The 24,396-nt window shown below is 62.5% G+C and carries 15 protein-coding genes, 2 tRNA genes, 3 rRNA genes and 2 riboswitches; of the genes, 10 read left to right on the forward strand and 10 right to left on the reverse strand.

Features of this window, described 5'->3' with window-relative positions:
• The first annotated feature begins 45 nt into the window (after positions 1 to 45).
• The 3 genes from AAGS40_RS20380 to AAGS40_RS20390 are packed head-to-tail and all read left to right on the forward strand — an operon-like array spanning position 46 to position 4,482.
• Positions 46 to 795, forward strand: coding sequence for an ABC transporter ATP-binding protein (locus AAGS40_RS20380; RefSeq protein ID WP_345814576.1), 750 nt, complete (start codon positions 46 to 48; stop codon positions 793 to 795).
• A complete protein-coding gene (locus AAGS40_RS20385) occupies positions 782 to 3,349 on the forward strand; it encodes an FtsX-like permease family protein (RefSeq protein ID WP_345814577.1) in 2,568 nt (855 codons plus the stop codon). The genes AAGS40_RS20380 and AAGS40_RS20385 overlap by 14 nt, the downstream gene beginning before the upstream one ends.
• Positions 3,349 to 4,482, forward strand: a complete 1,134-nt coding sequence (locus AAGS40_RS20390; protein ID WP_345814578.1) for a carotenoid 1,2-hydratase — start codon at positions 3,349 to 3,351, stop codon at positions 4,480 to 4,482. The genes AAGS40_RS20385 and AAGS40_RS20390 overlap by 1 nt, the downstream gene beginning before the upstream one ends.
• A 73-nt stretch (positions 4,483 to 4,555) precedes the next feature.
• Here AAGS40_RS20390 and rrf read toward each other — a convergent pair.
• From rrf to AAGS40_RS20415, 5 genes are all read right to left on the reverse strand, one after another.
• Positions 4,556 to 4,669 (reverse strand): 5S ribosomal RNA (gene rrf, locus AAGS40_RS20395).
• A gap of 218 nt (positions 4,670 to 4,887) precedes the next feature.
• Positions 4,888 to 7,771, reverse strand: a 23S ribosomal RNA gene (locus tag AAGS40_RS20400).
• Between the two features lie 291 nt (positions 7,772 to 8,062).
• Positions 8,063 to 8,138, reverse strand: a tRNA-Ala gene (locus AAGS40_RS20405).
• A gap of 69 nt (positions 8,139 to 8,207) precedes the next feature.
• Positions 8,208 to 8,284, reverse strand: a tRNA-Ile gene (locus tag AAGS40_RS20410).
• A gap of 95 nt (positions 8,285 to 8,379) precedes the next feature.
• A 16S ribosomal RNA gene (locus AAGS40_RS20415) occupies positions 8,380 to 9,912 on the reverse strand.
• Together the 16S, 23S and 5S rRNA genes with 2 tRNA genes alongside form the textbook arrangement of a ribosomal RNA operon.
• A gap of 618 nt (positions 9,913 to 10,530) precedes the next feature.
• On the opposite strand from AAGS40_RS20415, the gene AAGS40_RS20420 reads away from it, so the two are divergent.
• Positions 10,531 to 11,469, forward strand: coding sequence for a flagellar brake protein (locus AAGS40_RS20420; RefSeq protein ID WP_345814579.1), 939 nt, complete (start codon positions 10,531 to 10,533; stop codon positions 11,467 to 11,469).
• 103 nt (positions 11,470 to 11,572) lie between these two features.
• Here AAGS40_RS20420 and AAGS40_RS20425 read toward each other — a convergent pair whose 3' ends face one another.
• From AAGS40_RS20425 to cobW, 4 genes are all read right to left on the reverse strand, one after another.
• Positions 11,573 to 12,121 carry a VWA domain-containing protein gene (locus AAGS40_RS20425; protein ID WP_345816526.1) on the reverse strand — a complete coding sequence of 183 codons (549 nt, stop codon included), beginning with the start codon at positions 12,119 to 12,121 and terminating at the stop codon, positions 11,573 to 11,575.
• 122 nt (positions 12,122 to 12,243) lie between these two features.
• Positions 12,244 to 13,299, reverse strand: coding sequence for an ATP-binding protein (locus AAGS40_RS20430; protein WP_345814581.1), 1,056 nt, complete (start codon positions 13,297 to 13,299; stop codon positions 12,244 to 12,246).
• Positions 13,296 to 17,105, reverse strand: a complete 3,810-nt coding sequence (gene cobN, locus AAGS40_RS20435; protein WP_345814582.1) for a cobaltochelatase subunit CobN — start codon at positions 17,103 to 17,105, stop codon at positions 13,296 to 13,298. The genes AAGS40_RS20430 and cobN overlap by 4 nt, the downstream gene beginning before the upstream one ends.
• Positions 17,106 to 17,126: 21 nt before the next feature.
• Positions 17,127 to 18,227, reverse strand: coding sequence for a cobalamin biosynthesis protein CobW (cobW, locus tag AAGS40_RS20440; RefSeq protein WP_345814583.1), 1,101 nt, complete (start codon positions 18,225 to 18,227; stop codon positions 17,127 to 17,129).
• A gap of 110 nt (positions 18,228 to 18,337) precedes the next feature.
• Positions 18,338 to 18,617: riboswitch (cobalamin riboswitch) on the reverse strand.
• A 68-nt stretch (positions 18,618 to 18,685) separates the two neighbouring features.
• A riboswitch (cobalamin riboswitch) is annotated at positions 18,686 to 18,936 on the forward strand.
• Positions 18,937 to 19,224: 288 nt separating this feature from the next.
• On the opposite strand from cobW, the gene cobA reads away from it, so the two are divergent.
• The 6 genes from cobA (at position 19,225) to AAGS40_RS20470 (ending at position 23,457) form a co-directional block, all read left to right on the forward strand.
• Entirely contained in the window at positions 19,225 to 20,028 is an 804-nt protein-coding gene (gene cobA, locus AAGS40_RS20445) for a uroporphyrinogen-III C-methyltransferase (protein WP_345816527.1), read from the forward strand.
• A complete protein-coding gene (locus AAGS40_RS20450) occupies positions 20,025 to 20,465 on the forward strand; it encodes a cobalamin biosynthesis protein (protein ID WP_345814585.1) in 441 nt (146 codons plus the stop codon). Before cobA ends, AAGS40_RS20450 begins: the two co-directional genes overlap by 4 nt.
• Positions 20,462 to 21,064 carry a cob(I)yrinic acid a,c-diamide adenosyltransferase gene (gene cobO / locus AAGS40_RS20455; RefSeq protein ID WP_345814586.1) on the forward strand — a complete coding sequence of 201 codons (603 nt, stop codon included), beginning with the start codon at positions 20,462 to 20,464 and terminating at the stop codon, positions 21,062 to 21,064. Before AAGS40_RS20450 ends, cobO begins: the two co-directional genes overlap by 4 nt.
• A 3-nt stretch (positions 21,065 to 21,067) precedes the next feature.
• Entirely contained in the window at positions 21,068 to 22,390 is a 1,323-nt protein-coding gene (locus tag AAGS40_RS20460) for a cobyrinate a,c-diamide synthase (RefSeq protein WP_345814587.1), read from the forward strand.
• The gene (bluB, locus tag AAGS40_RS20465; RefSeq protein WP_345814588.1) at positions 22,374 to 23,039 is read left to right on the forward strand and encodes a 5,6-dimethylbenzimidazole synthase; all 666 of its coding nucleotides are present in this window, start codon (positions 22,374 to 22,376) and stop codon (positions 23,037 to 23,039) included. Before AAGS40_RS20460 ends, bluB begins: the two co-directional genes overlap by 17 nt.
• A gap of 106 nt (positions 23,040 to 23,145) precedes the next feature.
• The gene (locus AAGS40_RS20470) at positions 23,146 to 23,457 is read left to right on the forward strand and encodes a hypothetical protein (protein WP_345814589.1); all 312 of its coding nucleotides are present in this window, start codon (positions 23,146 to 23,148) and stop codon (positions 23,455 to 23,457) included.
• Positions 23,458 to 23,525: 68 nt separating this feature from the next.
• On the opposite strand, the gene AAGS40_RS20475 is transcribed toward AAGS40_RS20470, so the two are convergent.
• Positions 23,526 to 24,086: a septal ring lytic transglycosylase RlpA family protein gene (locus tag AAGS40_RS20475; RefSeq protein WP_345814591.1), complete on the reverse strand. Its 561-nt coding sequence runs from the start codon at positions 24,084 to 24,086 to the stop codon at positions 23,526 to 23,528.
• Between the last annotated feature and the right edge of the window lie 310 nt (positions 24,087 to 24,396).

Below are 24,396 nucleotides of genomic sequence, written 5' to 3' on the forward strand. Positions count from 1 at the left end.
CATGCAATCATGCTTCTTTCGTCGCCTATACCTTTCGGACCACGCATGGCGTTTCATGATGAAGTGGACGTTCCCGCGCTCGAGTGCCGCGGTTTGAGCAAGACGTATGGCGTGGCCCGTGTGGTGCTCGCAAGCCTCGATTTCACGCTGAGACCCGGCGAATTCATTGCGATCATGGGCGACTCCGGCGTCGGCAAATCGACGCTGCTGAACGTGATCGCCGGTCTCGACAGCGCGGACAGCGGCGACGTGGTCATCGACGGTCACGCGCTCGCCGGGCTGGACGACAACGCGGCCACGCGCCTGCGTCGCCAGAAACTCGGCTTTGTGTTCCAGGCTTTTCACGTGCTGCCGCACCTCACGCTCGCGCAGAATGTCGCATTGCCGCTGCTGCTCAATGAGATGCCGACAACGGCCGCACACGACATGCTCGCAGCCGTTGGCCTCGACGGAAGGGGCGACGATTTCCCGCGCCAGCTCTCCGGTGGCGAACTGCAGCGTGTCGCGATTGCGCGGGCGCTCGTGCATCGCCCGAAACTGATTCTCGCCGACGAACCCACCGGCAATCTCGACCCTGACACCGCGCACGAAGTGCTCGGCCTGTTCCGCGCGCAAAGCAAGGCGACCGGCGCGGCCACGATCATGGTGACGCATTCCGAAGCCGCCGCCGCAGTCGCCGACCGCATCCTGATTCTGCGCGACGGCGGCCTGCATGCGTCGCCGGGCAAACGCGTCGCGGTACCGCCCGCGACGACGCCCCACTCCACTGCCCGCTGCGTCGATGGCGACCGCTGACCCGCGCGCGTTGCGCCGCGCGCGCGGCTACCGCATCCTTGCCCGTTGGCTGCTGGCCGCGGAATGGCGCAGTCATCGCGGGCGCGCGATCGTTGCAATCACAACGATCGCACTCGGGGTCGCCCTTGGCTATGCAGTCCAGTTGATCAACAGCGCCGCCTTCAACGAGTTCTCGGCAGCCGCCCGCAGTCTGTCGGGCGAAGCCGATCTGCAGATACGCGGCGCCCGGCCATTATTCGACGAGTCGATCTATCCGCGCCTCGTTAATACGGCAGGCGTCGCACTGGCCAGTCCGGTGCTCGCACTCGACGTCGCCGTGCCCGCGCGCAATAGCGCGCTACCGGTACTGGGCATCGACGTCTTCAAGGCGAGCCGCATTGCGCCCGATCTGACCGGCGTGCCCGCGGCGGATCGACCATTCGATACGCTCGCGTCCGACACCATTTTCCTGTCGTCGGCCGCGCAGCAGTGGCTCAATGTCAAGACCGGCGACGATGTTGCGCTGCAAAGCGGCACCTCCATTGTTCATCTGCGCGTGGCGGGCGGCCTGGTGCGAACGCGTCCGGGTCAGCGGCTCGCGGTGATGGACATTGCTACCGCACAGTGGAAATTCGGCGCGTTGGGCAAGCTGTCGCGCGTCGATGTGCAACTCGAACGCGGCGTCGATCGGGAACGTTTCCGGCGCGATTTGCAGGCGCAACTGGGCGACACCTGGGTCGTCGCCGAGACGCGCGACGCGGAGAACCGCACCGACCGCCTCTCACGTGCGTACCGGATCAACATGAACGTGCTCGCGCTGGTCGCGCTATTCACCGGAGCCTTTCTCGTGTTTTCGACGCAGGCGCTCGGCGTCGTGCGACGTCGCGCGCAGTTCGCAATGCTGCGCGTGCTCGGGCTGACGCGTGGGCAGCTGTTGCGGCAGATTCTGCTGGAAGGCGCGCTGCTCGGCGTGCTCGGCTCGCTGTGCGGACTGGCGCTCGGCTATGCGATGGCGAGTGGCGCGCTGCGGTTTTTTGGCAGCGACCTGGGCGGCGGGTATTTTCCGGGCGTGCAACCGCAGGTCGGCTTTGAACCGCTTGCGACCGCGATATTTCTGTTGCTCGGCGTTGCCGTGTCCGTGCTCGGCAGTCTGGCGCCGGCGCTCGAGGCGGCGCGCGCACGACCCGCGGCGGCGCTGAAGGCCGGCGCGGAAGAAGGCGCGCTGGCGCGGCTCGCCACGCCGTGGCCCGCGCTTGTCTGTCTGCTCGTTGCAGCGCTGCTCACGCGTTTGCCGCCGGTTTTCGATGCGCCTATTGGCGGCTATCTGGCTGTCGCGTTGCTGCTCGTCGGCGGCATTGCGTTGATGCCGCGCGTGACCGCGCTGATATTCGGCGCGGCCAGCCGTGCATTCGCTCGACGCCGTGGTGCGACCCGCACGCTTGCGCTTGCGAGGCTCGCCAACGCGCCGGGGCATGCGTCGATTGCGATGGGCGGCGTGTTGTCGAGCTTTGCGCTGATCGTCGCGATGGCGATCATGGTGGCCAGCTTTCGCGTGTCCGTGGAAGACTGGCTCGTGCATCTGCTTTCCGCCGATCTGTATGTGCGTGTGGCGTCGAACGGCGACACCGGTGGCCTGCGTCCGGACGAACAGTCACGTCTTGCCGCCGTGCCCGGCATCAGCACGGCCGCGTTCGCTCGAACCTCCCACCTCACGCTCGACCCGGCACGGCCGGACGTCGGGGTGCTCGCGAGAGAGATCGACGCAGCCGATCCCGGCGCGAATCTGCAAATGACGGGGCCTGTGCTGCCTCCGAACGGCTGGCATGGCAGCGAGATACCTGTTTGGGTGTCCGAAGCAATGGTCGACCTGTACGGGTACAAGCTCGGACAACGTGTGCGCCTTCCGCTTGGCGACCACGCACAGGTCTTCGTCGTTGCCGGCATCTGGCGCGATTACGTGCGGCAGACCGGCGCGATTCAACTGCGGCTCGCCGACTACCGACGTCTTACCGGTGACACGGCCGCCACCGACGTCGCCGTGACCGTTCAACGGGGCGTGAGTGTCGATCACGTCATTGCAGGATTGCGCGCGTTGCCGTTTGGCGCGTCGCTGGATCTATCGCAGCCTGGCGAAATCCGGGCGCGCACGCTCGTCATTTTCGACCGGAGTTTTGCGATCACTTACCTGCTCGAAGCGGTGGCAATCGTCATCGGATTATTTGGCGTGGCCGCAACGTTTTCTGCGCAGACACTTGCGCGCGCGCGTGAGTTCGGCATGTTGCGCCATGTCGGCGTAACCCGTTCGCAGATACTGTCGATCCTCGCACTCGAAGGCGGCATGCTCACTGCCTGCGGCATTTTCATGGGCTTCGTGCTGGGATTCGCGATCAGTCTGATCCTGGTGTTCGTGGTGAATCCACAGTCGTTTCACTGGAGCATGTCTTTGCATATTCCGTGGAGTGTTCTGTCGACGGTCGCGCTGGTGATGCTCGTGTCGTCGTGCTCGACGGCGGTCGTCGCAGGGCGTGGCGCCGTGTCGGTGAATGCAGTGCGCGCGGTGAAGGAGGATTGGTGATGCGGCGCCTCGCCTCTTGCTCGCGACTCGTCGCTCATATCGGCGTACTGCTGTGCAGCGGCCCGCTGACCCTCGGCGGTGCTTTTGCGGCAGCGCCGGAATTCGCGGTGGTGACGCCGGCGCATTCAATTACGCTGCCGCAGGACACGGGCTCCCATCCCGCGTTCCGAACCGAATGGTGGTACGCGACCGGGTGGCTGACCACGCCGGATAACCAGCCGCTCGGATTTCAGATCACGTTTTTCCGCTCGGCAACCGGGCACGATACCGCCGACCCGAGCGCGTTCGCGCCGTCGCAATTGATCATTGCGCATGCCGCGCTGAGCGATCCGGCGCTCGGTCACCTTGCCCATGACCAGCGCATTGAACGCCAGGGCTTGGGCCTCGCTTACGCGCGAGCGGGCAACACCGGCGTCAAACTCGACAAGTGGACAATCGCGCGCGCCGTGGATGGTCACTATGACGTCGCCGTAGACGCCAGCGGCTTCTCCCTGCATCTCTCGCTGACACCCACGCAGGCGCCGCTCATCCAGGGCGATGGCGGCTATTCACGCAAGGGACCTCGACCGGAGCAAGCGAGCTATTACTACAGCGAGCCGCAGTTACGCGTAACGGGCAGCGTGATCCGGCCGACAGCGGCGGGCGCGAAATCGCCGGGCGGTACCGTTGTCACGGGTAAGGCCTGGCTCGATCACGAGTGGTCCAGCACGCTGCTCGACAAGGATGCCGTGGGCTGGGACTGGATTGGCGCGAACCTGAACGATGGGTCGGCGTTGATGGCCTTCAAGGTTCGTGCGCGTGACGGACACGCCGTGTGGGCACACGCGGCACTTCGGCAACGCAATGGACAGGTGACCGCTTTCGGCCCCGGGCAGGTCGAGTTCACTCCGGTCCGGGTATGGCGCTCGCCTCGAACGAATACACCTTATCCCGTCTCCATGATCGTGAAGACGGGAACCTCGACATGGCGGATCGACCCACTCATGGACGACCAGGAACTCGATTCGCGGCAATCGACCGGCGCGGTCTATTGGGAAGGCGCTGCGTGCGTGAGTCGCGGCGGTGTCGACGTAGGACAGGCGTATCTTGAACTGACGGGCTACGCGAATGCGTTGCGGCTTGGAAAGCAGTGACAGTGTGTTATACGCACGCCGTAAACGCAGAAACCCCACCTTTTTGGGGTGGGGTTTCTGACACTGCTGGGGAGCCTGACGATGACCTACTTTCACACGGGTAATCCGCACTATCATCGGCGTGGCGTCGTTTCACGGTCCTGTTCGGGATGGGAAGGGGTGGGACCGACGCACTATGGTCATCAGGCATGACTTGCTGTTGCGCTGTCCTGTGGGGGACAGCCCAACCAATCGGGGAAGAAGTAGTGTCTGGTGAGGCTCACCAGAGAAGTTTTGGGTTGTGCTGTTTCTGGCACAACACTGATCTCAACCGTGTGTGGTCTGCACAAGACCCTGCGCGGTGGCGCAGGGTGGGGCCGCCATGAGTGCTTGCGCACTGACGGCTGGCCGTCACACACCTGTTATAGGATCAAGCCTTACGGGCAATTAGTATCAGTTAGCTTAACGCATTACTGCGCTTCCACACCTGACCTATCAACGTCCTGGTCTTGAACGACCCTTCAAGGGGCTCGAAGCCCCGGGGATATCTCATCTTAAGGCGAGTTTCCCGCTTAGATGCTTTCAGCGGTTATCTCTTCCGAACATAGCTACCCGGCGATGCCACTGGCGTGACAACCGGTACACCAGAGGTTCGTCCACTCCGGTCCTCTCGTACTAGGAGCAGCCCCCTTCAAATATCCAGCGCCCACGGCAGATAGGGACCAAACTGTCTCACGACGTTTTAAACCCAGCTCACGTACCTCTTTAAATGGCGAACAGCCATACCCTTGGGACCGGCTACAGCCCCAGGATGAGATGAGCCGACATCGAGGTGCCAAACACCGCCGTCGATATGAACTCTTGGGCGGTATCAGCCTGTTATCCCCAGAGTACCTTTTATCCGTTGAGCGATGGCCCTTCCATACAGAACCACCGGATCACTATGACCTGCTTTCGCACCTGTTCGACTTGTCAGTCTCACAGTCAAGCACGCTTATGCCATTGCACTATCAGCACGATTTCCGACCGTACCTAGCGTACCTTCGTACTCCTCCGTTACACTTTGGGAGGAGACCGCCCCAGTCAAACTGCCTACCATGCACTGTCCCCGGTCCGGATAACGGACCCAGGTTAGAACCTCAAACAGATCAGGGTGGTATTTCAAGGTTGGCTCCACGCAAACTGGCGTTCACGCTTCAAAGCCTCCCACCTATCCTACACAGACCGGTTCAAAGTCCAATGCAAAGCTACAGTAAAGGTTCATGGGGTCTTTCCGTCTAGCCGCGGGGAGATTGCATCATCACAAACACTTCAACTTCGCTGAGTCTCGGGAGGAGACAGTGTGGCCATCGTTACGCCATTCGTGCAGGTCGGAACTTACCCGACAAGGAATTTCGCTACCTTAGGACCGTTATAGTTACGGCCGCCGTTTACCGGGACTTCAATCAGGAGCTTGCACCCCATCATTTAATCTTCCGGCACCGGGCAGGCGTCACACCCTATACGTCCACTTTCGTGTTTGCAGAGTGCTGTGTTTTTATTAAACAGTCGCAGCCACCAGTTTATTGCAACCCCTTCACCCTCTGCCCGCAGGGGCATCAAGCTACAGGGGCGTACCTTATCCCGAAGTTACGGTACCAATTTGCCGAGTTCCTTCTCCCGAGTTCTCTCAAGCGCCTTAGAATACTCATCTCGCCCACCTGTGTCGGTTTGCGGTACGGTCACTGTCAAACTGAAGCTTAGAGGCTTTTCCTGGAACCACTTCCGATTGCTTCTTCACCGAAGTGAATGGCCTCGCACCCTTGAATTCCGCGCCCGGATTTGCCAAAGCGCCTTCTCCAATGCAAGGACCGGGACGTCCAACACCCGGACAACCTTCCGCGATCCGTCCCCCCATCGCATTTGACAATGGTGCAGGAATATTGACCTGCTTCCCATCAGCTACGCATTTCTGCCTCGCCTTAGGGGCCGACTCACCCTACGCCGATGAACGTTGCGTAGGAAACCTTGGGCTTACGGCGAGGGGGCTTTTCACCCCCTTTATCGCTACTCATGTCAGCATTCGCACTTCCGATACCTCCAGCACACTTTCCAGTGCACCTTCGCAGGCTTACGGAACGCTCTCCTACCATGCATATAAATATGCATCCGCAGCTTCGGTATATTGCTTAGCCCCGTTACATCTTCCGCGCAGGACGACTCGATCAGTGAGCTATTACGCTTTCTTTAAAGGATGGCTGCTTCTAAGCCAACCTCCTGACTGTTTTAGCCTTCCCACTTCGTTTCCCACTTAGCAATATTTGGGGACCTTAGCTGGCGGTCTGGGTTGTTTCCCTCTTGACACCGGACGTTAGCACCCGATGTCTGTCTCCCGTGATTGCACTCTTCGGTATTCGGAGTTTGCTATGGCGTAGTAATCCGCAATGGACCCCACAACCATGACAGTGCTCTACCCCCGAAGGTGATACACGAGGCACTACCTAAATAGTTTTCGGAGAGAACCAGCTATTTCCAGGTTTGTTTAGCCTTTCACCCCTATCCACAGCTCATCCCCTAACTTTTCAACGTTAGTGGGTTCGGACCTCCAGTACGTGTTACCGCACCTTCATCCTGGCCATGGATAGATCACCTGGTTTCGGGTCTACACCCAGCGACTGAAATCGCCCTGTTCGGACTCGCTTTCGCTACGCCTGCCCTAATCGGTTAAGCTTGCCACTGAATGTAAGTCGCTGACCCATTATACAAAAGGTACGCCGTCACCCCCTTGCGAAGGCTCCGACTGTTTGTATGCATGCGGTTTCAGGATCTGTTTCACTCCCCTCCCGGGGTTCTTTTCGCCTTTCCCTCACGGTACTGGTTCACTATCGGTCGATCACGAGTATTTAGCCTTGGAGGATGGTCCCCCCATCTTCAGACAGGATTTCACGTGTCCCGCCCTACTTCTCGTACACCCAGTTCTTCCTCGCTGTTTTCGTCTACAGGGCTATCACCTGCTATGGCCGCACTTTCCAGAGCGTTCGACTAACAATGAAGATAAAGAGTACAGGCTGCTCCCATTTCGCTCGCCACTACTCTGGGAATCTCGGTTGATTTCTTTTCCTGCGGCTACTTAGATGTTTCAGTTCGCCGCGTTCGCTTCGCGTAACCTATGTATTCAGTTACGGATGACCCATTCGGGCCGGGTTTCCCCATTCGGACATCTACGGATCAAAGCTCGTTTGCCAGCTCCCCGTAGCTTTTCGCAGGCTACCGCGTCCTTCATCGCCTGTGATCGCCAAGGCATCCACCACATGCACTTGTTCGCTTGACCCTATAACGGGTGCGTCTTCCGACCCACTCGCTACAGGTTGAGTATTCGTGTTGCGCCGTATTCCAAAGCAATCTTTCGATCACTTAAAAATACATCGATACAATCACAACCCTGATTCACCTACTCGATCACCCATCTCTAAGTGATCTTTCGTGAATCTCTTTACTACTTCTTCCTGATTGTTAAAGAACGACAGCCGATAGCGCAGTTACCATCACCACGTATCGCTCTGACTGGCTCAATCGCCAATGCATAACGCTCGGTGAATACCGAACACTAGGCATTGAGGATTGGTGGAGGATGACGGGATCGAACCGACGACCCCCTGCTTGCAAAGCAGGTGCTCTCCCAGCTGAGCTAATCCCCCCGGTCATGCACAGAACAGCATCTGCTTTCCATCCCCGGGGGTCTCACCGGTCAGCCACCGCAGAATCAGTGGTGGGTCTGGATGGATTCGAACCATCGACCCCCGCCTTATCAAGACGGTGCTCTAACCGGCTGAGCTACAGACCCCTGAGTCTGTCTGCGTATGCTGTGCATGTGTGTCTTCAAAGTTCACAGCCGATAAGCGTGAGCGCTTGGTGCGTCGCCTGACGCATAAGCTCTGGAAAGGAGGTGATCCAGCCGCACCTTCCGATACGGCTACCTTGTTACGACTTCACCCCAGTCATGAATCCTACCGTGGTGACCGTCCTCCTTGCGGTTAGACTAGCCACTTCTGGTAAAACCCACTCCCATGGTGTGACGGGCGGTGTGTACAAGACCCGGGAACGTATTCACCGCGGCATGCTGATCCGCGATTACTAGCGATTCCAGCTTCACGCACCCGAGTTGCAGAGTGCGATCCGGACTACGATCGGTTTTCTGGGATTGGCTCCACCTCGCGGCTTGGCAACCCTCTGTTCCGACCATTGTATGACGTGTGAAGCCCTACCCATAAGGGCCATGAGGACTTGACGTCATCCCCACCTTCCTCCGGTTTGTCACCGGCAGTCTCCCTGGAGTGCTCTTGCGTAGCAACTAGGGACAAGGGTTGCGCTCGTTGCGGGACTTAACCCAACATCTCACGACACGAGCTGACGACAGCCATGCAGCACCTGTGTTATGGCTCCCTTTCGGGCACATCCACCTCTCGGCAGACTTCCATACATGTCAAGGGTAGGTAAGGTTTTTCGCGTTGCATCGAATTAATCCACATCATCCACCGCTTGTGCGGGTCCCCGTCAATTCCTTTGAGTTTTAATCTTGCGACCGTACTCCCCAGGCGGTCAACTTCACGCGTTAGCTACGTTACCAAGCCAATGAAGGCCCGACAACCAGTTGACATCGTTTAGGGCGTGGACTACCAGGGTATCTAATCCTGTTTGCTCCCCACGCTTTCGTGCATGAGCGTCAGTATTGGCCCAGGGGGCTGCCTTCGCCATCGGTATTCCTCCACATCTCTACGCATTTCACTGCTACACGTGGAATTCTACCCCCCTCTGCCATACTCTAGCCCGCCAGTCACAAATGCAGTTCCCAGGTTAAGCCCGGGGATTTCACATCTGTCTTAGCGAACCGCCTGCGCACGCTTTACGCCCAGTAATTCCGATTAACGCTTGCACCCTACGTATTACCGCGGCTGCTGGCACGTAGTTAGCCGGTGCTTATTCTTCCGGTACCGTCATCCGCCACAGGTATTAACCACAGCGTTTTCTTTCCGGACAAAAGTGCTTTACAACCCGAAGGCCTTCTTCACACACGCGGCATTGCTGGATCAGGCTTGCGCCCATTGTCCAAAATTCCCCACTGCTGCCTCCCGTAGGAGTCTGGGCCGTGTCTCAGTCCCAGTGTGGCTGGTCGTCCTCTCAGACCAGCTACAGATCGTCGCCTTGGTAGGCCTTTACCCCACCAACTAGCTAATCTGCCATCGGCCGCCCCTGTAGCACGAGGTCCCGAAGGATCCCCCGCTTTCCTCCGCAGAGCGTATGCGGTATTAATCCGGCTTTCGCCGGGCTATCCCCCACTACAGGACACGTTCCGATGTATTACTCACCCGTTCGCCACTCGCCACCAGGGTTGCCCCCGTGCTGCCGTTCGACTTGCATGTGTAAGGCATGCCGCCAGCGTTCAATCTGAGCCAGGATCAAACTCTTCAGTTCAAACCTGTTACTGTTTCTCGGGCTCTCTCGAACCCGGTCGCTCACTCAACGTACTGACGAATGATCCTTCCATCTCTCGACAGAAAAACCTTCCTTTCATTACTGTGTGAGACCTGATACTTTCGCTTCACCCGGCCCCGTAAGACCCGGTGTGCGCCAGCGCATCAAGCGCCCACACTTATCGGCTGTTAGTTTTTAAAGAACTCTCGCTTGGAAGCTCTGCTTTCTTCGCGTCCGTCATCAAACGGGAGGCGAATTATGCGATGCAGCCCCCACCCCGTCAACCCCTTCTCGCAATTATTTTCAAAAAGTTCTCCGGCGATGAAAAGAGTCGCCACAGCGCTGCTCGAATAATAGTTAGTTATCCAATGCAATTTGACGGCATCCAGATGCGCGAGGATAAGTTCGAAAAGCGCATTGCACACTTACGTCGATCTTCTCCATCACATGCACACTGACTGAATACAGACATCGTGCATTGACCGAAGCCACGCCGACCTCATGCGCAAGTCGCGCCCCCGCAACCAGAAATAAATACCGGATTCGCATAAATCCCTTAAAGTATTTCCGATTGACGCCGTCAACCGAGATATCCCGCCACTCACACAGCCGCCGACCATGGACGATTCTGTTGAGGAACACGCTGAAAAGGCCTCATCCGCCCCATCGCCCGTCCTTACCCGGGACGCGGTGCCGGTCGGCACCCCGCTCGAATGGCCGATTGTCGATGCCGACGGCTCGCTGCTGTTCGCGCGAGGCGCTGCGCTCGCGAGCACCGCTGAGCGCACTTTCCTGTTTGCGCATTTCCACCCACACCGTGGCGATCTGCTCGACGAGCTTGCGCAGCCGCAGCCTCCGGCAGCGAAGGCCGATCACGAAACGCCGTTGACGCTCAAGGACATGCACCTCGAAATCGGCGCACTGATCGGCGTGCGCTCTCAGCTTGGCAGCGGTGCGCCCATGCATCCTTGCCGCATCATCGGCTTTGCGCCCAACCACGCGCTCTTCGTCACGCCGCCATTACAGGACGGCCGCAAGCTGGATCTGAGAGCAGGCGAAAACATCGAAATTGTCGCGATAGCGAGTCATGCCGTGTTCCGCTTTGTCTGCACGATCGAGGCGATCTGCCGCGCGCCGTTCGATTATGTCGTGCTGTCGCGGCCGGGCGTAATTCGCCGTCTGCGTGAGCGCAAGTCGATTCGCGTTCGCGCGCATCTGCCGGTGCGCTTCGGCATTAGAGAAAGCGGCGACACGTACGACGGCCTCGGACTCGCGAAGAGCATCAGCGCGCTCGGCATGTCGCTGACGTCCTCATGGGCGCTCGGTGCGGTCGGCGAGCGTCTACGCATTGCGTTCCGCCTGAAATGCACCGACACGGACACCCGCATCGAGACCACTGCCGTCATCCGGAACGTGCAGAAGGGCAATACGCCCGACGAGCCGACCACGCACGGACTCGAACTCGATCAACTCGACACCACCCAGCAGATGGCGATGAAAGTCTTCGTCTTCGACCGGCAGGACGACGTGCTGTATTGGTCGAACAGTTTGAAGTAGGCGCAGATCGAAGCCCATCGACTGACCGTGCTGCTCATGGGCTGCTCATGGGCTGCTCATGGACGACTGATGCACGCCCAAGCAAACGGTGCATGCAGGCCGCTCACCCGATCAGCTCTTCCGGCGTGAACCGCCGCGCGCCCCACGCCTGCGCGAGCGCCTCGCAGCGTCCCAACCGGACCTGATCGCGCTCGAAATCGACGAACACCACTTCGTCCGCATCCGCCGGGCGCACGGGCTGATCGCGACTGCGGCCGTCGGTCAGAATCCACAACCAGCGCTGCTGCGCGGGCCTGCGTCGCGCGCTTTGCTCCAGCAGCCTGCTGGCACGCCCGACCCCCGCTGCCAGCGGCGAACCGCCGCCGCCGCCGACCGGCTCGAGCCAGCGCTCGTTCCACCAGCGCGGCACTGCGGGCCCGAACCACAGATCCACACCGCTTCCGCCGAAGCACACCAGCGCCGCCTCGGCGCGCGTCGCGCCAGCACGGTCGAAGAGCGCGATCAGCAGCCCTTTCGCGAGCGCGAGACGCCGCCCCGCGAGCATGGACCCCGAGCAGTCGAGCACGAAGCAATGCAGCACGCCTGCGCGCGGGGTCTGCTGCACGTATCGCAGATGGTCGGCGCGCAACGCCGCGCGGCGCTTTGCTGCCAGCGTGAGCGGCCACGCTATGCGTCCGCCCGGCTGCGCAGCGAGCCGGCCGCGCGATTGCCCGCCAGCGCCTTGCGGCCATCGAAAACCGCTGCGCGAGTCAGCGGCGGCGTCTTTCCGATGGCTCAGCGCTTTTTTACGTTGAGCGCGATCACGCCCTTCACGCCCTTCACGGGCGTCGTGGCAGCCGGCTCCGGCGGCAAATATCCCCAGTCGCCCTGCACCGCACCCGAGGCCGTCTGCTCGCGTCCTTCTGAGGACGCAGAAGAAGGCGAATCGCCGGCCCCACGTTCCTGCGCACCGCCACTCCGATTTGTGTCGCGCTGATGCCGCCGATGAACCAGCACAGCTTCAGCAACCCGCTCCACATGCTCCACGCTTACGGCGGCGGCCTGCTCCAGCGCGGCCAGCGCGCGCGCCGCACGCAGCATCACGAGGTCGGCGCGCAAGCCATCGACGGCTGCCTCGATGCAGCGCGCGCTGACATGCGCATGCACGGTGTCGTCGAATGAAAGTCGTGACAACGCCATACGTGCAGCGCCGATCCGCTGCACATAGTCATTCTGTTGCGAAGCGTAAGCCGCGCGGAAACCCTGCGGGTCGACATCGAACGCCAGACGCGCCTTCACGATGGCCTGCCGCACGTCCGGGTCGAAACAGTTCTGCAACTCGACCATGAGCCCAAAACGATCGATCAACTGCGGCCGCAACTCGCCTTCTTCGGGATTCATTGTGCCGATCAGCACGAAGCTCGCGTCGTGACTGTGCGACACGCCATCGCGCTCGATCGTATTCACGCCGCTCGCCGCGGCGTCGAGCAATGCATCGACCAACGCGTCGGGCAGCAGGTTGACTTCGTCGACATAAAGTACGCCGCGATGCGCTTTCGCGAGCAGTCCCGGCGAGAAACGCACCTCGCCGTCGCGCAACACCGCTTCGATGTCGAGCGTGCCGATCAACCGGTCTTCGCTCGCGCCGAGCGGCAGCGTCACCAGTTGCCCTTGCGGCAGCAATTCGGCAAGCGCACGCGCAGCCGTGGATTTCGCGGTGCCGCGCGGCCCGCTCACCAGCACGCCGCCGAGGCCGGGATCGATCGCGGCCAGCAGCAGCGCCTGCTGCAAGGGCGCCTGGCCGATCAGCGCGGCGAACGGAAACGCGGGCCGTGACGTGGCTGCACTCATGTTTGCATTCCTTCGATCTGTTGTTCGCTCGCGAGCAGATGGTGTTCGACCTGCGCGCGATAGTCGCCGGGCGCTTGCCACAAGCCGCGCTGCATTGCTTCGAGCAAACGCTCACAGATTGCATGCAGCGCGTGCGGATTGTGACGTTGCAGGAATTCGCGTGTGTCGGCGTCGTTCAGATATGCGTCGGTGACGAGCGCGTATTGATGATCGGCAATCACGCGCGCCGTCGCGTCGTAGCCGTACAGGTAGTCCACGGTCGCGGCAATTTCAGCGGCGCCCTTGTAACCGTGACGCTTCACGCCGTCGAGCCACTTTGGATTCACCACGCGCGAGCGAATCACGCGCACGATTTCCTCATGCAGCGTTCGCACGCGCGGCGCGGCCGGATTGCTGTGATCCGCGTGATAGATGCTCGGCTGGTGACCGCCTAGATGCCGGACCGCCGCCACCATGCCGCCCTGGAACTGGTAGTAGTCGTTCGAATCGAGCACGTCGTGTTCGCGGTTGTCCTGATTCTGCAGCACCACGTCCATGGCTGCCAGACGCGTGCCGAATGCGTGGCGCGCGTCCTCGCCCGCGCGCTTTTGCGTGTACGCATAACCACCCCAGGCCTGATACGCGTCCGCGAGATCGGCGTCGGACTGCCACTGCTGCGAGTCGATCATGTCCTGCAAACCCGCGCCATACGATCCGGGCCGCGCGCTGAACACCCGAAAGCCGGCTTGCCTGCGTGCTTCGGCGGCGTCCATGCCGCGCGCGATCAGCGCGTCACGCTCACGCTGCACGCGCGCGCGGATCGGATTGAGCGCTTCGGGTTCGTCCAGTTCGGCGACGGCCTGCACGGCGGCGTCGAACAGATGCATTACATTGGCGAACGCATCGCGGAAAAAGCCGGACACGCGCAACGTCACGTCGATACGCGGACGATCGAACGCCTCGATCGGCATGATCTCGAAGTCCGTCACGCGGTGACTGCCAGGCGCCCATTTAGGCCGCACGCCGAGCAGCGCGAGCGCCTGTGCGATATCGTCGCCGCCGGTTCGCATCGTCGCGGTGCCCCAGACCGAGAGGCCGATCGCGCGCGGATAGTCGCCCTTGTCCTGCAGATGCCGTTCAATCAGTTGTTGCGCGGACTTCAACCCGAGCGACCACGCGGCCTGGGTCGGAATCGCGCGCGTATCGACCGAATAAAAGTTGCGCCCGGTGGGCAGCACGTCGGGTCTGCCACGCGAAGGCGAGCCGCTAGGTCCGGGCGGAACAAAGCGCCCTTCGAGGCCGCGTTTCAGATTGCGCATTTCCTGCGGGCCGCATGCGTCCAGACGCGGCAATACATCGTTGCGCAGACGCTCGATCACCTGTCCGGCTTGTGGGAAGTTCCCGGCGGCGGCCACGGGAACGGTCGCCGCCGGCGAATCATCGTTGCATACGCCGCGCAGCAGTTGCGCCGCCAACAGTTCCAGACGTTCGCGCGTGTCACCGGCATGCCGCCACGGCGCGTCGCTCACACGCAGCAACACGTCGGGATGCGGGCCCTCCCATGTCGCCGACCAGTCCACCGACAGCGGATCGAAGTAATGATCGATCTTCAGGTCGCGCGCCAGCGCATCGACGAGCCCGGCATTGCCGCGTTGCCCGTCTCCGACCGGAAAACGTCCCAACGCAAGCAACGTATCGCGCCGCTGCACACCCGCCGGCGACTGCCCGAACGTGTGCAGGCCGTCGCGAATCTGCGCTTCTTTCAACTCGCAAAGCCATGCGTCCACGCGTGTGAGCAACGCGTTTTCGTCGTCCTCGCCGTCCGGTTCGGCGACACTCAGTTCCTCGTGCAAGCGGTGCTCGACGATGGTCGACAGAATCGACCGCCGCAGCAGTTTCGAGCGACGCGGATCGACCATCAACGCTTCATAGTATTCGTCGACCTGACGTTCGAGATCCTGCAGCGGCCCGTAACTTTCGGCGCGCGTGAGCGGCGGCATCAGGTGATCAATGATCACCGCCTGCGCACGCCGCTTCGCCTGACTGCCTTCGCCCGGATCGTTGACGATGAACGGATAGAGATGCGGCATTGGCCCGAGGATCAGGTCGGGCCAGCACGCGCCGCTCAACGCGACGCTCTTGCCCGGCAGCCATTCGAGATTGCCGTGCTTGCCGACATGCACGACCGCGTCGATACCGAACTGGTGACGCAGCCAGAAATAGAACGCGAGATAGGCATGCGGAGGTACGAGTTCGGCGTCGTGATAACTCGCATAATCGCGCTCGCCGCGCGAACGCGAGGGCTGAATGCCGACGAACACCTGCCCGCAGCGCCAGCCCGCGATCATGAAGCGACCGCGCCGCAGCGTCGGATCGTGCTCCGGTGCGCCCCAGCGCGCGTTCAGCGCCTCGCGCACGTCGGCGGGCAACGCATTGAAGTGCAGCAGATAGTCGTCGAGCGCAAAACTCTGCAGCGCGGGCCGTAAATCCCGCACGACCGGGTCGTTGGTCACGCCTTTGGTGAGTTTCGCCAGCAACGCGTCGCCGTTCGCAGGCAGATCGGCGACGCGATAGCCTTCGTCGCGCAGCATCGAAAGAATGCCGACTACCGACGCCGGCGTATCGAGCCCCACGCCATTGCCGATGCGGCCTTCGCTCATCGGATAGTTGGCGAGAATCAGCGCGAGCCTCTTATCTGCATGCTGCGCAGTCCGCAGGCGGCACCAGCGGCGGCTCAACTCTGCGATGAACGTCACACGTTCATGATCCGGCTGATAACGCACCACATCCACCTGCGTGTGCGGACATCGGTAAGCGAGGCCTTTGAAACTGATCGCGCGCGTGATGATGCGGCCGTCCACCTCGGGCAGCGCGATATGCATGGCGATGTCGCGCGAATTGAGGCCCTGATTGTCCTTTAACCAGTCTTCGCGATTGCCGCCGCTCAGAATCACCTGCAACACCGGCGCGTCGCCAGCGAGTGCGAGCGGGTCGGGGTCGTCGATCGCGGACGCGGCGAATGCCGTCGTGTTCAGCACGAGCGAAACGCCGTGCTGCTCGCAGAGCGTTTGCACCACGTCGCGGCTCATCGCATCTTTCAGCGACGTAATCGCGATCGGCAGCGGATTAACGCGTTGCGCTTCGAGCGCGTCGATCAGTGCATCGAACACCGCGGTATTGGCCGCCTGCAAATGCGCCTTGTAAAAGAGGATCGCCGCGACGGGCGCGCCGTGCTGCCAGCGCGCCTGCCAGTCGGCGATCGTGGGCGTGTCGTGCGCGGGATGATAGAGCGTCGCGGCCGGCAGCACGCGCGGCGGCGCGGGCTCATGTCCCCAGCCGAACGTGCGATGCGCGATGCAGCGTAAAAACGCCTCCGCGTTTTGTGAACCGCCCTCGCGCAAATAGCGCCATAGCTGATGACAGAGGTCGGCGCTTGCGGTGCTGCGCGCGAGCAGGTTCGGGTCTTCCTGCAAGTCGCCGGAAAACATCGCGAGCGTCTGCTGTTTGCGCTGCGCGAGCGCGACCACCTGTTCGATGCCGTAAGGCCAGTACGCTTCGCCGCCGAGATGATCGACCACGACGACACGCGCGTGCTGCAGCACGTCTTCGACATAAAAATCGACGGACGCCGGCTGCCGCAAGTACGTGACGTTCGCGAGCCGCACGCTCGGAAAGCCGTTGCCGAGTCGCGGGACCACGCTCGCGAGCAGCGAGAGCGTGGTGTCGGCGGAACTGAGCACCACGATCGCGGCCGGCTGCTGATCGATCCGGATCACGCCTTGCGTATCGTCGACAAAACCGCCCGGCGTGGTGCGCAGCAGATGCATGGCGAGCCCTTGCGCGTGTGTTCAGGCCTGCTGCGCGCTGACGTTCGACGGCGCGCCCAGCGCCGCTTCGAACGCGCGCTGCAGCGCCGACTGATCGAGGTCTTCACCGATCAGCACGAAACGGCTTTGCGCCGACGCGTCGAGTTCGCCTGCCTGCCAGCGCCGGTCGAAATAGCTGTCGAAGCGGCGGCCCACGCCTTGAATCACGAGCCGCATCGGCGCACCCGGCAGCGCGGCGAAGCCCTTCACGCGATAAATCGTGCTGCTCTCCACGAGCGATTGCAACGCCGCGATCACCGCCTCGCGCGACGGCGCGTGCGCATGCACGACCACCGAGTCGAATTCATCGTGATGATGGTCGGCGTCTTCAGCCGAACCGTGATGGTCGTGGCGCAGGTGGATCGTTTCCTCCGACGCCGCTTCGAGACCCAGCAGCGCATGCAGATCGAGCTGACCCATGTGGGCGCGCACGATCTTCACCTGCGGCGGAATGTCCTCGCGAATCAGCGTCTCCACCGCGCTTAGGCGCGCGTCGTCGAGCAGGTCCGTCTTGTTCAGGATCACCAGATCCGCCGCGGACAACTGGTCTTCGAAAAGTTCATGCAGTGGCGATTCGTGGTCGAGATTCGGGTCGGCTTTGCGCTGTGCGTCTACCGCGACCGGGTTGTCCGCGAACTGCCCGCTTGCGGCAGCCGGACCGTCGACGACCGTGATCACCGCGTCGACGGTAAAGCTGTTCCTGATCTGCGGCCAGTTGAACGCCTGCACGAGCGGCTTGGGCAACGCGAGGCCGGACGTTTCGATCAGCACGTGGTCGATCTGGTCGCGCCGCTCGACGAGCCGCTCCATCACCGGGAAGAACTCTTCCTGCACGGTGCAGCACAGGCAGCCGTTCGCGAGTTCGTACAGTTGGCCTTCGGTTTCGACGCCGTCTTCATCGCAGCCGATCCCGCAACCCTTGAGGATTTCACCGTCGATACCGAGCTCGCCGAACTCGTTGACGATCACCGCAATGCGCTTGCCGCCCGCATGCTGAAGAATGTGCCGCAACAGCGTGGTCTTGCCGCTGCCGAGGAAGCCGGTGACGACGGTGACGGGAATCTTGCGCAGCTGAGTTTGCATGTGAGGTCCATCCATAGGCGTAGCAGGTGCGCGCCGAACGGCGTTACCGCGACAGCCAGGAAACAGAAAACGGCAATGAGGTCATGAACGCGACGCCGCATCCCCGCGGCGTTCGTTCTGCTTGCTCTGGCCGGTATCCGGGCTGGCGAAAGCGCCGCTTCCCCTTCCCGGACGAGTGGTTTCTCGCCCAGTGGTGATATGCCGACGCGGCCTTGCGCGTAGACATCGAAGCCGGCTCCGCGGCGCTGGACGAACGTTCCAGACACCGCTTTTCGCTTACCGTTGCGGGGGCAGCACAGGTTGACCCTAACCGGAAGGCGGGCACCCTGTTTCCCGTTTAACTGCATGCGCACGAACGCGCACACGAGCACCAAAGTGCGTGCGAGTGTAGGCCGCCAGTCCCGCGCCGTCAAGGAAGCTCGGCCCCGCGAAGGCTTATCGGACGGGCCTTCCTGTGCTATCGTATGCGCGCGTTTGGTGCCCGCACATGCGTTCGCGTGTGCAGTTAAACGGGAAACAGGCAGCGCGCTCATGCGCTCAACCTGTGCTGTCCCCGCAACGGTAAGCGACCAGCGGCGCAGCGCTCATCGGGCCGCGCCGCACATGCGTTTCAGAAGCCACTGTCCGGCACATTGCAACGATTGCGGACGGGAAGGCAAAGCGCGTGAGGCCGCCAGCCCGGATACCGGCCAGACGCGCAGGCGGCGGCCTCGTTCATCGTGTCCACCACGCCGCCCGACGCCGGAATCCGCGAGGGACGGATGCGAAGGCGCTTGAAGCACGACGCGGCGCAGCCGTTTGCCTAGTGATTCGTCATGAGACAAGTGACGGTGGGCATTTTTCGTTTGCGTTCATCGTCGTGTGCAAACCTGTCTGATTGCATGACCCCGCGCCTGACTCCAGATTCCACGCTGCCGGCCCAGAACCGTCCCGGCTTCTCCATGTCGCGTTGCGTCGCTGCATCGACGGTTGCATGGCCCGTGCCATGCATGCCGCGATGAGCCGCGCCTGGCTGATCGGCGCGGGCCCCGGCGACGTCGAACTGATGACGCTGAAGGCAACCCGCGCGCTCGCGCAAGCCGACGTGGTGCTCGTCGACGATCTGGTGAATCCGGACGTGCTGCAGTTCGCGCGCGCCGACGCGCTCGTCGTGTATGTCGGCAAACGCGGCGGCCATCCGTCCACGCCGCAGGCGGGCATCGTCGCGCAGATGCTGGAGCATGTGCGGGCCGGGCGCAGCGTCGCGCGTCTGAAGGGCGGCGATCCGTTCGTATTCGGCCGCGGCGGCGAGGAACAGCAGGCGCTGCACGAAGCGGGCATTGAAGTCCAGGTCATCAACGGCATTACGGCAGGCATCGCGGCGCCCGCGGCGATCGGCATTCCCGTCACGCACCGAGATCACGCACAAGGCGTGGTGTTCGTGACCGGGCACGGCGCAGGCAGCGAGGAACCGGACTGGGCCGCGCTCGTCGCCACCCGCATGACGCTGGTGATCTACATGGGCATGCGGCGGCTCGACGATATCGTTGCCGCGCTGCGAGCAGCCGGCCTGCGCGGCGACACGCCGTGCGCGGCGATCGAATCGGCGACGCGGCCGCAGCAGCGGCATGTGGTCGCGCCGCTCGCCGACTTCGCCGATGCGGTTTCGCAGGCCGCATTGGGGTCGCCCGCGATCGTGGTGATCGGCGGTGTGGTGTCGCTTGCGTTGGCGCGGGCCGTGGCTACCGTCGAGACGAATGCGATACTAGCCGCGCCCGCGCCGGACGCCGGTGCAGTGAGCGGCCCGGCAGGTGAGCCATGAAAACGCTGAGCGTGGGCATCGGCTGCCGCTCGGGCAGCACGTCGGCTCAAATCGAGCGCGCGGTGCGCGCCGCGCTCGGTCCCCGCGCGTTCGGGCAGATCGGCGTGGTCGCCTCCCTTAGCGCCAAAGCCCGCGAGCCCGGCCTGCTCGCTTTCTGCGAACAGCATGCTTTGCCGCTGCGATGCTTCACGAGCGAGCAGATCGCGGCGATCGCTCTCGACAACCCTTCTGCGGCCGTACGCAAACACGTCGGCGTGGACGGAGTGTGCGAACCGTGCGCGTTGCTGGCGGCGGCTGCGCCATCCAGCGAAGCCGCTGCGGGCCTCGTGGTTCGCAAGCTGGCGCTCGACGGCGTGACCGTGGCCATCGCGTCGATCCGCGACAGCGCCCCGCCCGCCTCCTTACATCACGACACCCGGCATCAGGACCTTTCATGAAAACCGATCCAGAATCCCATCAACGCATGACCGAGCGCCGGCGCGAGGGCCACGAAAAGAAGCAGGCTGCCGCCACCGTCGAAAAGGGTCTGCTGATCGTCAATACCGGCACCGGCAAGGGCAAGACCACCGCCGCGTTCGGCATGGCCGTGCGTGTGCTCGGCCACGGGATGCGGCTCGGCGTCGTGCAGTTCATCAAGGGCGCGCTGCACACGTCCGAGCGCGACTTTCTCGGCGCAATCGCTCATTGCGATTTCGTCACGATGGGCGACGGCTACACCTGGAACACGCAGAATCGCGACGCCGACATCGCCACGGCGCGCAAGGGCTGGGACGAGGCGCGGCGCATGATCGAAAGCGGCGATTACCAGATGGTGATCCTCGACGAACTGAACACCGTGCTCAAGTACGAATACCTGCCGCTCGACGAAGTGCTCGCCGTGATCAACGCGCGTGCGCCGATGCTGCACGTCGTCGTAACCGGCCGCCACGCGCCGGACGCGCTGATCGAAGCCGCCGACCTCGTCACTGAAATGCGCATCGTCAAGCACCCGTATCGCGAGCAGGGCGTGAAGGCGCAGCGCGGCGTGGAGTTCTGAATCATGTCCGCCGTCACTGCGATTGCGCCGCATGCGTGCCCCGCGCTCTTCATCAGCGCGCCCGCATCGGGTCAGGGCAAGACCACGATCACGGCGGGGCTCGCGCGCTATCACCGTCGGTTGGGACGGCGTGTGCGCGTCTTCAAGACCGGCCCCGATTTTCTCGATCCGATGATTCTCGCGCAGGCAAGCGGTGAGCCGGTGCTGTCGCTCGATCTGTGGATGGTTGGTGAAACCGCGTGCCGCACGCTGCTCGCGCAGGCGGCGGCCGAGGCCGATCTGATCCTGATCGAAGGCGTGATGGGTCTTTTCGACGGCACGCCGAGCAGCGCCGATCTCGCCGCGAGATTCGGCATACCGGTGCTCGCGGTGATCTCGGCGAAGTCGATGGCGCAGACCTTCGGCGCACTCGCGTTCGGCCTTGCGCGCTTGCGGCCCGACGTGCCCTTTTATGGCGTGCTCGCCAATCGCACCGGCTCGGCGCGACATGCGCAGATGCTTCAGGAAAGGTTGCCCGGCGATCTGCGGTGGTGCGGCCACATCCCGGCCGACGCCGCGCTCGAGCTGCCCGATCGCCATCTCGGCCTGCATCAGGCCGCCGAAATCGACGACCTGGACGCCCGTCTCGAACGCGCCGCCGATGCGCTCCACCAGACCGCGCTCGCGCAACTGCCGCCGCCGGTCGCGTTCGGTGCACCGCGTGACATCGCGCTGCCGCGGCGGCTGGACGGCAAGCGGATCGCCGTCGCGCGCGACGCTGCCTTCTCGTTCATCTATCCGGCCAATCTTGCGCTGCTCGCGGCGCTGGGCGCGCAAATCGAGTACTTCTCGCCGCTCGCCGACGAGCGCGTGTCGCCCGAGGCCGACGCGCTGTACCTGCCCGGCGGTTATCCCGAACTGCACGCGGCCACCCTCGCGCGCAACGCACGCACGGCGCAGTCGGTTCGCGCGCACGTGGCGTCGGCCAAACCGCTCGTCGCCGAATGCGGCGGCATGCTGTACCTGCTCGACGAACTCACCGACACGCAGGGCACCAGCACGCCGATGCTCGGCTTGCTGCCCGGCCGCGCCGTCATGCAGACACGCTTCACCGCGCTCGGCATGCAGCAGATCGACGGTCGGCACGGACCGATGACCGGCCACACGTTCCATTATTCGAAGCTGACCACTCCGCTTGCGCCGCGCTGCCACGCCACCCGGCCGCAAGGCGGCGCGCCCGGCGAGGCCGTGTACCGCGTGGGGCCGATCGTCGCGACGTACATGCACGCTTACTGGCCTTCCAACCCGGCCTTCGCGGCCGCATTGTTCAATGGCGAAACCTTTTAACGACGCAGAGCGCGACGCCGTCTATCGCGCCATTTATGAGCGGCGCGATATGCGCCATTTCGTGAGCGATCCGGTCGACCCTGCCGTGCTCGAACGCCTGCTTGACGCTGGACATCACGCACCGAGCGTCGGTTACATGCAGCCGTGGCGCATTGCGCGCATTACCGATCCGGCGTTGCGTCGAGCCGTGCATGCGACGGTCGAAAGCGAGCGCGTGGCGACCGCGGACGCGCTCGGCGAACGGCGCGATGCATTCATGAAACTCAAGGTGGAAGGCATGCTGGAATGTGCCGAGTTGCTGGTGATGGCGCTGATGGACGGTCGCGAGCGCCACATCTTTGGCCGCCGCACGTTGCCCGAGATGGACCTCGCGTCCGTGGCGTGCGCGATCCAGAACATGTGGCTGGCTGCCCGCGCCGAAGGTCTCGGCATGGGCTGGGTATCGCTGTTCGATGTCGAGCGCGTGCGCCAGTTGCTGCAGATGCCGAACGGCGCGCGGCCGGTCGCGATTCTGTGTCTGGGCCACGTCGACGAGTTCTATCGCGAACCGATGCTGGAAACCGAGCGTTGGGCGAAACGGATGCCGCTCGCGGAGTGCGTTTTTGAAAATCGCTGGCCGGCTGGTGAGGCGAAGAAGCTGGCAGATTAGTCTGATCGCGCCGCGCTCAGGCGCTCAGTCGCCATGCTGTGTTTTTTACGCAGCGCATTGGTTTGCGGCCCAAACTGCTGCAAAGGGCCGCCGGTGACGCTCACGGATGACAAAAAAAAGCGGCGCCGCGTTCGCGAAGAAGACTGACGCCGCTAAAAAACATCACACGCTCGCGGGGATTAACCACACGAGTGAAAGCAAAATAATGGGCGAATCTGGCAGCTACAAGATGAAAGAAGTGCCCTTTGTAACGTTGCAGAAGGTAGCTCTTACGTATGCCTCCACGGGCCCCTGCGTGATCAGCTTTCGCGCCAAGCGAACACACGTGCGATTTTTCGTAGCCCTCATTGTTATTTACATATTCAGACCTTTGTTACAGCCTGATAAATCAGAAACAATGCCGTTGCGCGCGCAATGATCGTCGCTTGCCGTTTAGCAACCCAGAACGTTTCGACGTTTCATCAAAGACCCTCAAACACCGCACCATTAACAATGCGCGGCAGCGTGTCCATCGCGCGTCGCCGTCAAACGCTCGAGCCAGACCTGCGCGTTCCCGGCTGCGCCCATACCTAGCGCCACCGCCGCGGCATGCGACAGGTCGATCACCCGGCCGCGCACGAACGGCCCACGATCGTTGATACGCACAACTACCGAGTGCGCGCTGCCGACGGACGTCACCCGCACGCACGCGCCAAGTGGCAGCGTGCGATGCGCGGCGGTGAGCGCGTTCATGTCGTAGCGCTCGCCGCTCGCGGTGCGTCGGCCGTTGAACGCGCTGCCGTACCACGATGCCAGTCCGGTTTGCTCGACCTGGGTTGCGGGTCGCGCCCCGGCAGCGTCGGATAACCCGCTGTCGTCCGCCTGCTCGCTGGATCGCAGCAGCGCACTCGCCATCTGCGCGACGGCGGGTTGCGTTGCGTCGTGATCGACTGTCAGTGGGCGATCCGCGGCCTGCACCGCGGCCGCGTTGATGTCGTGCAAGCCGGCTGACGCATCTGGAAGCGCGCATCCGGACAGCGTCAACGACGCGCCGAAAAACGGCACCATGAGCAGGCAGCAGCGCAGGGATCGCACATAGGCAAATAGGATGAAACATCCCATGTTCAGGCGTGGGAACAAAAGCATCTCCGTCCGGGGGGTGATCGAGGTAGGCCAGACAGTCCTGATTGGCCGGCTGCGCATGGTGCAACAGCAGCTCATTGCGAGCTATAGGACCTGTCTTAAGCTTGCCGATCCAGACTAAGAAATCGGAATCAGACTTCCCGAACCGCCCGACCTGACGACCCGATTCACGACGCGCACCCAAATCCATTCAGCGTGATGGCGCGGACGCTACCACGTCTAGTAGTTATCCTGA

Source organism: Paraburkholderia sp. PREW-6R, assembly GCF_039621805.1.
Lineage (GTDB): Bacteria > Pseudomonadota > Gammaproteobacteria > Burkholderiales > Burkholderiaceae > Paraburkholderia.

Bases quoted from the DNA above. Each gene is read 5' to 3' on its own strand.
- AAGS40_RS20380 (WP_345814576.1), top strand. From the start codon at position 46: ATGGCGTTTCATGATGAAGTGGACGTTCCCGCGCTCGAGTGCCGCGGT.
- AAGS40_RS20385 (WP_345814577.1), top strand. From the start codon at position 782: ATGGCGACCGCTGACCCGCGCGCGTTGCGCCGCGCGCGCGGCTACCGC.
- AAGS40_RS20390 (WP_345814578.1), top strand. From the start codon at position 3,349: ATGCGGCGCCTCGCCTCTTGCTCGCGACTCGTCGCTCATATCGGCGTA.
- AAGS40_RS20420 (WP_345814579.1), top strand. From the start codon at position 10,531: ATGGACGATTCTGTTGAGGAACACGCTGAAAAGGCCTCATCCGCCCCA.
- AAGS40_RS20430 (WP_345814581.1), bottom strand. From the start codon at position 13,299: ATGAGTGCAGCCACGTCACGGCCCGCGTTTCCGTTCGCCGCGCTGATC.
- cobN (WP_345814582.1), bottom strand. From the start codon at position 17,105: ATGCATCTGCTGCGCACCACGCCGGGCGGTTTTGTCGACGATACGCAA.
- cobW (WP_345814583.1), bottom strand. From the start codon at position 18,227: ATGCAAACTCAGCTGCGCAAGATTCCCGTCACCGTCGTCACCGGCTTC.
- cobA (WP_345816527.1), top strand. From the start codon at position 19,225: ATGAGCCGCGCCTGGCTGATCGGCGCGGGCCCCGGCGACGTCGAACTG.
- AAGS40_RS20450 (WP_345814585.1), top strand. From the start codon at position 20,025: ATGAAAACGCTGAGCGTGGGCATCGGCTGCCGCTCGGGCAGCACGTCG.
- cobO (WP_345814586.1), top strand. From the start codon at position 20,462: ATGAAAACCGATCCAGAATCCCATCAACGCATGACCGAGCGCCGGCGC.
- AAGS40_RS20460 (WP_345814587.1), top strand. From the start codon at position 21,068: ATGTCCGCCGTCACTGCGATTGCGCCGCATGCGTGCCCCGCGCTCTTC.
- bluB (WP_345814588.1), top strand. From the start codon at position 22,374: ATGGCGAAACCTTTTAACGACGCAGAGCGCGACGCCGTCTATCGCGCC.
- AAGS40_RS20470 (WP_345814589.1), top strand. From the start codon at position 23,146: ATGACAAAAAAAAGCGGCGCCGCGTTCGCGAAGAAGACTGACGCCGCT.
- AAGS40_RS20475 (WP_345814591.1), bottom strand. From the start codon at position 24,086: ATGGTGCCGTTTTTCGGCGCGTCGTTGACGCTGTCCGGATGCGCGCTT.